Origin of the sequence: Savagea serpentis (genome assembly GCF_015351395.1) — a bacterium.
Classification (GTDB): Bacteria; Bacillota; Bacilli; order Bacillales_A; family Planococcaceae; genus Savagea; species Savagea serpentis.
In genome coordinates this window covers 1163143-1170773 of the sequence record NZ_JADKPV010000001.1, presented here as the reverse complement: position 1 = coordinate 1170773, position 7631 = coordinate 1163143, and the positions used below count along the sequence as shown (strand labels likewise).

The following is a 7631-nucleotide window of genomic DNA, read 5'->3' as shown; positions in this document are numbered from 1 at the left end:
AGAGGCTTGGACATAACTAGTCAAAATTAAAAAAGTCGAACTTGAGCAGCTCAAGTTCGACTTTTTTAATCTTTTATTCTATTTTAACTAGTAATTTAATAAAGCCGATCCACTTTTACGAATTATAAAAGTGGATCGGCTTTTTCATTAAGTTACATTTAATTATGAAATAAAAGTTGTTTATAAAGCAAACACATAGACCGTTAATGGGATAACGATAATTAAAGTTAATACGACACGTTCAAACCAAATGATGATTAAGTCGCGAATGCTGATTCTAATATCCGTTGCTAAAATAGTAGGAATAATCGCCGAGAAAAATAAAATAGCTGAAACCGACAATACTGCAACGATAAATTTCGTCGCTACCATCGCTTCTGTAACAAGTAAAGATGGTAAGAAAATCTCTGAAATAGAAATAGCAGCAGCTTTTGCTGTTAATAATGGTTCAGGTGCTTGTAGTAAGTACGTAATTGGGACAAATAAATATCCTAATATGTCGAAAACAGGCGTGAATGTCGCTAATACAAGTCCTAACAATCCAATAGACATAATGGTAGGTAAAATGTTGAAGGTCATACGCAGACCATCTTTTAAATTTATCCATATATTAGTTGGTAGGTTCGGTGTAGTGTCAGCGACAATCATCGCTTCTCTCCATGCAACTTTAAATCGATCTTTTCGAACGATGACTTCTGGAGATCCTTCCCCTGTTTTATATTCATCTTTATAAGAAGAAAGTGGCCAAATTCTAACGGTGATAGCGGTTACAATAAATGTGATAATAAATGCTGTCCAGAAAAACAAATTCCATTTATCCATAATATTTAATGTGTTAGCAATCACGACCATAAAAGTTACAGATACGGTAGAAAATCCAGTTGCTACGATGGCAGCTTCTCGAAATGTGTATTTCCCTTCGTTATAAATTCGGTTAGTAACGAGCAATCCAATTGAGTAACTTCCAACGAATGAGGCTACCGCATCAATTGCGGAGCGTCCAGGAGTTTTGAAAATTGGGCGCATAACAGGTTGCATAAAGATTCCGACAAATTCAAGTAATCCATAACTGACGAGTAAAGCTAAAAAAATAGCCCCGATTGGAACGAGTAAGCTAACTGGCTTAATAAGTTTGTCCATTAAGAAGGGTCCCATCGAAGGATCAAATAACCAAGCAGGACCAACTCCGAAAATAATCATCGCTCCTGCAATGAAACCTAGTATTTTAAATAAAGAAAAAATTAAGTCTACATTACTATTATTCCAAGTTTTAGTGATGAATGGGTAAACAGCACCCATAAATAAAACGAGTAATGAGAAATAGGTAACGAATGTTGGACTCCATACAGATATAATTGTAACAATATGATCTAAAATAATGGAGGATTTCCCATTAAATTCAACAGGAATAAAGAAAACGACAATCCCTATAATACTATAAAAGAAAAATTTAAAGACATTTAATGGAGTGGCGCGATTGATACTTTGTTGATTGTTTGCAATCGGTTGTTCTAATTGTTGATTCAATTCCATTCCTCCTTCGCATCAAAAAGAAAGCGCTAACATAATTGTTTATTAAAACTTATTGATAAGTATAAAGTTGATATAAAACGATGTATAGGTTGAATGTTTTATGAAATCTTGCACTATATACAGACGAAAATCTATAAAAATTGATATAGTGATGTCGAGGATATGTGTGCTTATTAAGGTTAAAGTTAATGTCACTTAAGTTTTAACTAGATAATTTGAAGAAGTATTTTGCTGAAATCTTATAAATGTATACTTTTTGAAGGGGCGTACTGTAAAAAGTGCACATAATCATAAAATTTGTATCTATCCATGTTCCGACTACATTGCAATAATGAAAACGTATACAAAATATGAAGGGAGAGTTGAAAGATGAAAAAAGCGCTAGAAGGCGTTAAGATTTTAGACTTCAGCCGTGTATTAGCGGGTCCATACTGTACGATGCTATTAGCAGATATGGGTGCAGAAGTTATTAAAGTTGAACGGCCTGGCTCAGGAGATGATTCACGACATTTCGGTCCTTATCAAAAGGGAGAGAGTGCATACTACTCTTTATTGAACCGCGGAAAGAAAAGTATAGAGATCAATTTGAAAGATGAACAAGATTTAGAAATCATCCGAAACTTAATCCGCGAAGTAGATATTGTCGTTGAAAATTATCGACCAGGAATTATGGAAAAGTTTGGTCTAGACTACGATAGTGTGAAAGCGCTTAATCCGAACATTATTTACACTTCTATTTCAGGATTCGGTCAAAATGGCCCTTATAAAGAACGTCCTGCGTATGATCTCGTCGCACAAGCGATGGGAGGTATGATGAGTATCACTGGATACGAACATACCCCACCTACTCGAACAGGATCTTCATTAGGAGATATGAGCGCAGCGCTTTTTGCTACATACGGTACACTCGTTGCACTCTTCCATAAAGAAAGAACAGGAGAAGGACAGTTTGTTGATGTAGCTATGATGGATTCTATCGTAGCGATGTTAGAAACGAACGTTTTACAAAATACGGTTGCCGGAATTAACCCTGGACGTGTCGGAAGTCGTCACCCATTAAGTACACCATTCGATGCGTATCGTGTGAAAGACGGTTATATCGTTATCGCTATCGCAAACAATCCATTATTCGAAAAGCTCTGTCATATTATGGAGCAACCTGAGCTAATTGAGGATGAACGTTTCACTACGGATGAACTTCGAACAAGTCATGAACAAGAACTCAAAGTAATCATTGAAAATTTTTTATCATCTTATACGGTGGAAGAAGCAGAATCGATGTTGTTAGATGCTGGCTTACCAGCTTCTCGTATTCAATCAATCGAAGAAGTCGTGCAAGATGAACAAATGAAAGTACGTGAAATGCTTGTTGATATCGAGCATCCGATTGCTGGAAAGATGACGCTTGTCGGAAACCCAGCGAAATTATCAGCTACCCCTGCTGATCCATCAAATGCTCCACCTATGCTTGGTGAGCACAATACCGTATTTAAAAAATAAAGGAGAGAGATGAAGATGAATTTTGACTTAACGGATGAACAACTAGAAATTCGCCGTATGGTGAAAGAGTATAGTGAAGAAGTGTTGAAGCCACTCGCAGTCGAATTAGATGAAGAGAACCGCTTTCCAACTGAAACAATTCCACAATTAGCAGAACTAGGTTTAATGGGTATTGCTTACCCAGAAGAAGATGGCGGTGTAGGAGCGGATGCGATTACTGAAGCGATCGCAGTAGAAGAAATTACTCGTGCTTGTGCAGCGACAGGATCGATTTTAACTGCTCACTACTTAGGAATTGATTCTTTATATCTCGGTTGTACGAGTCGAGAACAACGCGATAAGTTTTTAGTGCCAGGATGTCGCGGTAATTACTTATTTGCATTCGGTTTGACAGAGCCAAGTGGTGGAACAGATGTTAACTCAATGAAAACAACAGCAGTACAAGATGGTGATGATTGGGTCATCAATGGTTCAAAAGTGTTTATCACGAACGCAAAGTATGCGGATATCATTGTCGTCTATGCAAAAACAGACTTGTCAAAAGGAGCTCACGGAATTAGTGCATTCATCGTAGAGAAAGGTACTCCTGGTCTCGTATACGGTGCAGGAGATGACAAGATGGGTATTCGTGGAGCGCGCACACATGAACTGTTCTTCGAAAACTTACGCGTACCTAAAGAAAACATGATTGGTGAACCACATAGCGCATTTAAATTAGCGATGCAAGTAGTCGATCGTGGTCGAATCGGTATCGCAGCAATGGCTGTTGGATTATCACAAGCTGCACTTGATGAAACGTTAAATTATTCAAAAGAACGTATCGCATTTGATCAGCCAATCAACCAATTCCAAGGGTTACAGTGGATGATTGCAGAAATGGCAACAGATGTCGAAATGAGTCGTTTATATACTTACTTTGCAGCAAGCTTAAAAGACAAAAAAGGTTATCGTTTATCGAGAGAAGCTGCGATTTCGAAATTGTTTACAGCGGAAGCATCGAATCGTGTCGTGAATAAAGCTGTTCAAATCCATGGTGGTTACGGCTATATGAAAGATTATGTCGTTGAACGTTTATACCGAGATCAACGAATTCTCGAAATTTTTGAAGGTACATCACAAGTACAAAAAATGGTTATCGCAAGTCACGTAATCCCACGTGACTAATGAATATAAAGATTGTTCATAATAGAGGAGGAAAAAGAAATGACAAATGAAAAACGTGTAATTCGCGCACCACGCGGTAATAAATTAACTTGTAAAGGATGGCAACAAGAAGCAGCGCTTCGTATGTTGATGAATAACTTAGATCCAGAAGTAGCGGAAGATCCAGAAAACTTAGTCGTATATGGCGGAATCGGAAAAGCAGCTCGTAATTGGGAAGCTTATGATGCGATTGTTGCTTCATTGAAAGAATTAGAAAATGATGAAACTTTACTCGTTCAATCAGGTAAGCCAGTCGGAATTTTCCGCACTCATGAAATGGCTCCACGTGTATTGCTTGCAAACTCAAACATCGTACCAGCATGGGCGAATTGGGAAACGTTTTACGATTTAGAAGAAAAAGGTTTAATGATGTACGGTCAAATGACAGCAGGAAGCTGGATTTATATCGGAGCTCAAGGAATTTTACAAGGTACTTACTTAAGTTTCGTCGAAGCGGGTAAAAAAGTATTCGGCACACCTGATTTAACAGGGAAACTTATTGTCACAGGTGGTATGGGTGGTATGAGTGGTGCACAACCGCTCGCTGGAAAAATGGCGAAAGCAGTTATTATCGTCGTTGAAGTAGATCGTAAACGAATCGAACGTAAAATCGAAGAAGGCTACTGTGATTACTTAGCAGAAAACTTAGACGAAGCACTCGAAATGGCTGAAAAATTCCAGAAGGAAGGCACACCAGCATCAATCGGTCTCGTCGGAAACTGTGCGGCAGTATACCCAGAAATGTTAGAACGTAACATCATTCCAGATATCGTAACAGACCAAACAAGTGCTCATGATCCATTGAACGGGTATGTACCACACGGTATGACATTTGAAGAAGCACTCGAATTACGTAAGTCAGATCCAGAAACGTATGAGTTAAAATCGAAACAATCGATGGCAACTCACGTTCAAGCAATGTTAGATTTCCAAGCGAAAGGTGCGGAAACATTTGACTACGGAAATAACATTCGTAAGTATGCAAAAGAAATGGGTGTTGAAAATGCTTTCGACTTCCCAGGATTCGTTCCAGCATATTTACGTCCACTCTTCTGTGAAGGGAAAGGGCCTTTCCGTTGGGCAGCACTTTCAGGAGATCCAGAAGATATTTACAAAACAGATGCATTAGCAAAAGAAATGTTCGGTCACGATGAAGCGCTTGTGAACTGGATTGATATGGCTCAAGAAATGGTACAGTGGCAAGGTTTACCGTCACGTATTTTCTGGCTCGGATATGGCGAGCGTCATAAGTTCGCATTGAAAGTGAACGAAATGGTTGCAAGTGGAGAAATTTCAGCACCGATCGTCTTCGGTCGAGATCATTTAGATTCGGGTTCTGTAGCCTCTCCAAATCGTGAGACTGAATCGATGAAAGACGGTTCAGATGCGATTGCAGACTGGCCAATTTTAAACGCATTAATTAATACATCAGGCGGAGCGAGCTGGGTAAGTGTTCACCATGGTGGTGGCGTTGGAATGGGTTATTCTTTACACGCAGGTCAAGTTCTTGTAGCAGATGGTTCAGAAGAAGCACGTCAACGAATTGAACGCGTTCTAGTTTCAGATCCGGGAATGGGTGTTATTCGTCATGCTGACGCAGGATATGAACGTGCAATCGATGTTGCAAAAGAACGTGGTGTACGCATTCCAATGCTTGAACAATAAAATGAATGGCACTGTCCCGCAAGAAAAGTGGGACAGTTTTACCCATTTTCAAAGGAGTGTTGCAAATGAATGAACGAAAACCTTGGTATTCTCCAATCGGCCAAAGCTTATCTTGTGAAACTTGGGAGACAGAAGCGTTGTTAAGATTATTGTTAAATAGTTTGGATCCGCGTGTAGCGGAACGTCCAGATGAGTTAATTGTGTATGGTGGACGAGGTAAGGCAGCACGAGATGAACAATCACTTCAACAAATCATTGCTCAGTTAAAAAGATTGAAACGTGATGAAACATTGCTCATACAATCGGGAAAGCCGGTAGGTGTGTTTAAAACCTATGAAGATGCCCCACGTGTTATTTCTTCTACTTCTATGCTCGTTCCAGCAATGGCGACCGATGCGATGTTTAAAAGTTTGGAAGAAAAAGGATTGACAATGTATGGACAAGCTACAGCCGCAAGTTGGTCTTATATCGGAGTGCAAGGTATTTTGCAAACAACTTTTGAAACGATGGGGGAGATTGCAGCCCGTTACTTTGACGACTCATTAAAGGGACGTATTGTGCTCAGTTCTGGGCTTGGTGGCATGGGATCGGCACAACCGCTTTCTATTTCTATGCACGGTGGAGTATCAATTATTGTAGAAATTGATGAAGAAAAAGTGAATCGTCGATTGTTAAACAATTATTGTGATATAGCCGTTCACTCTACGAAACGTGCGATTGAACTTGCTCAAGAAGCAGCAGAATTAAAGCAACCGTTGGCGATTGCTTTAATTGGAAATGCGCCAGATGTCTATCGTGAAATGTTGAACTTGAATTTTACGCCCTCTATTGTGACGGATCAAACAGCTGCTCATGACTTAGTTGATGGTTACGTACCAGAAGGTCTCACTTTAGAACAAGCTAATTATTTACGTAAAAATAAACGAAAAACATATATTAATTTAGCGCAACGTTCGGTGGTTCGCCATGTGAAAGCGATGCTTGAATTTCAAAGAAGAGAAGCAGTTGTATTTGATTATGGAAATAATATTAGAGGGCAAGCCTATAAAAATGGATTAGAAAGAGCTTTTAATATCCCGAATTTTGTAACCCAATATATTCGTCCACTTTATAGTGAAGGACGTGGGCCTTGTCGATGGATAGCCCTTTCAGGAAGCCCAAGTGACATATATGCAATAGACGAAAAATTATTAAATCGTTACGCGCACGATACTCGTTTACAGAGATGGTTAACTTATGTTCAAAACAATTTACACTTCTATGGATTACCCGCCCGTACATGCTGGTTAAATTATGAAGAGCGAATCGAATTAGGACAAATTTTAAATGATATGGTGGCGAATGGAGAGTTACAGGGACCTGTTGCGATTACGCGAGATCACTCTGAAGCAAGCACGATTGCAGCGCCATACCGAGAGTCAGAGGCGATGAAAGATGGTAGTGATTCAGTAGCCGACTGGCCTATTTTGCTCGGGATGCTCAACGCGAGTGCAGGAGCATCGATGGTCACAATTCAGCACGGTGGAGGAGTTGGAATTGGAAACTCCATACACACGGGTATGACAGTTGTAGCTGATGGAACATTAGCCGGAGCGAAAAAGTTAGAGCGAGTATTAAAAATGGACCCAGCATTAAGTATTATTCGGTTAGCGGATGCTGGTTATGAAAAAGCTCAAGAAATGGTTCGTACCCATAAATTGAAAAAACCATTGTAATGTCGACCAAAGGGG

5 protein-coding genes are annotated in these 7631 nt (G+C 39.5%); 4 read left to right on the top strand and 1 reads right to left on the bottom strand.

Annotation, left to right across the window (positions count from 1 at the left end):
* Nucleotides 1–180: 180 nt before the first annotated feature.
* Nucleotides 181–1527 (bottom strand): YjiH family protein, encoded by a 1347-nt coding sequence (locus tag IRY55_RS06020; protein WP_235961027.1) that lies wholly within the window; start codon nt 1525–1527, stop codon nt 181–183.
* A gap of 375 nt (nt 1528–1902) precedes the next feature.
* On the opposite strand from IRY55_RS06020, the gene IRY55_RS06015 reads away from it, so the two are divergent.
* The 4 genes from IRY55_RS06015 to hutU (IRY55_RS06000) all read left to right on the top strand — a co-directional run bounded on the left by IRY55_RS06015 (nt 1903) and on the right by hutU (IRY55_RS06000) (nt 7616).
* Nucleotides 1903–3033, top strand: coding sequence for a CaiB/BaiF CoA transferase family protein (locus IRY55_RS06015; RefSeq protein ID WP_194562328.1), 1131 nt, complete (start codon nt 1903–1905; stop codon nt 3031–3033).
* Between the two features lie 15 nt (nt 3034–3048).
* Nucleotides 3049–4197 (top strand): acyl-CoA dehydrogenase family protein, encoded by a 1149-nt coding sequence (locus IRY55_RS06010; RefSeq protein ID WP_194562327.1) that lies wholly within the window; start codon nt 3049–3051, stop codon nt 4195–4197.
* 39 nt (nt 4198–4236) lie between these two features.
* Nucleotides 4237–5901: a urocanate hydratase gene (gene hutU, locus IRY55_RS06005; RefSeq protein WP_194562326.1), complete on the top strand. Its 1665-nt coding sequence runs from the start codon at nt 4237–4239 to the stop codon at nt 5899–5901.
* 65 nt (nt 5902–5966) lie between these two features.
* Entirely contained in the window at nt 5967–7616 is a 1650-nt protein-coding gene (gene hutU / locus IRY55_RS06000) for a urocanate hydratase (protein ID WP_194562325.1), read from the top strand.
* Nucleotides 7617–7631: the final 15 nt, after the last annotated feature.

Bases quoted from the DNA above. Each gene is read 5' to 3' on its own strand.
- IRY55_RS06015 (WP_194562328.1), top strand. From the start codon at position 1,903: ATGAAAAAAGCGCTAGAAGGCGTTAAGATTTTAGACTTCAGCCGTGTA.
- IRY55_RS06010 (WP_194562327.1), top strand. From the start codon at position 3,049: ATGAATTTTGACTTAACGGATGAACAACTAGAAATTCGCCGTATGGTG.
- hutU (WP_194562326.1), top strand. From the start codon at position 4,237: ATGACAAATGAAAAACGTGTAATTCGCGCACCACGCGGTAATAAATTA.
- hutU (WP_194562325.1), top strand. From the start codon at position 5,967: ATGAATGAACGAAAACCTTGGTATTCTCCAATCGGCCAAAGCTTATCT.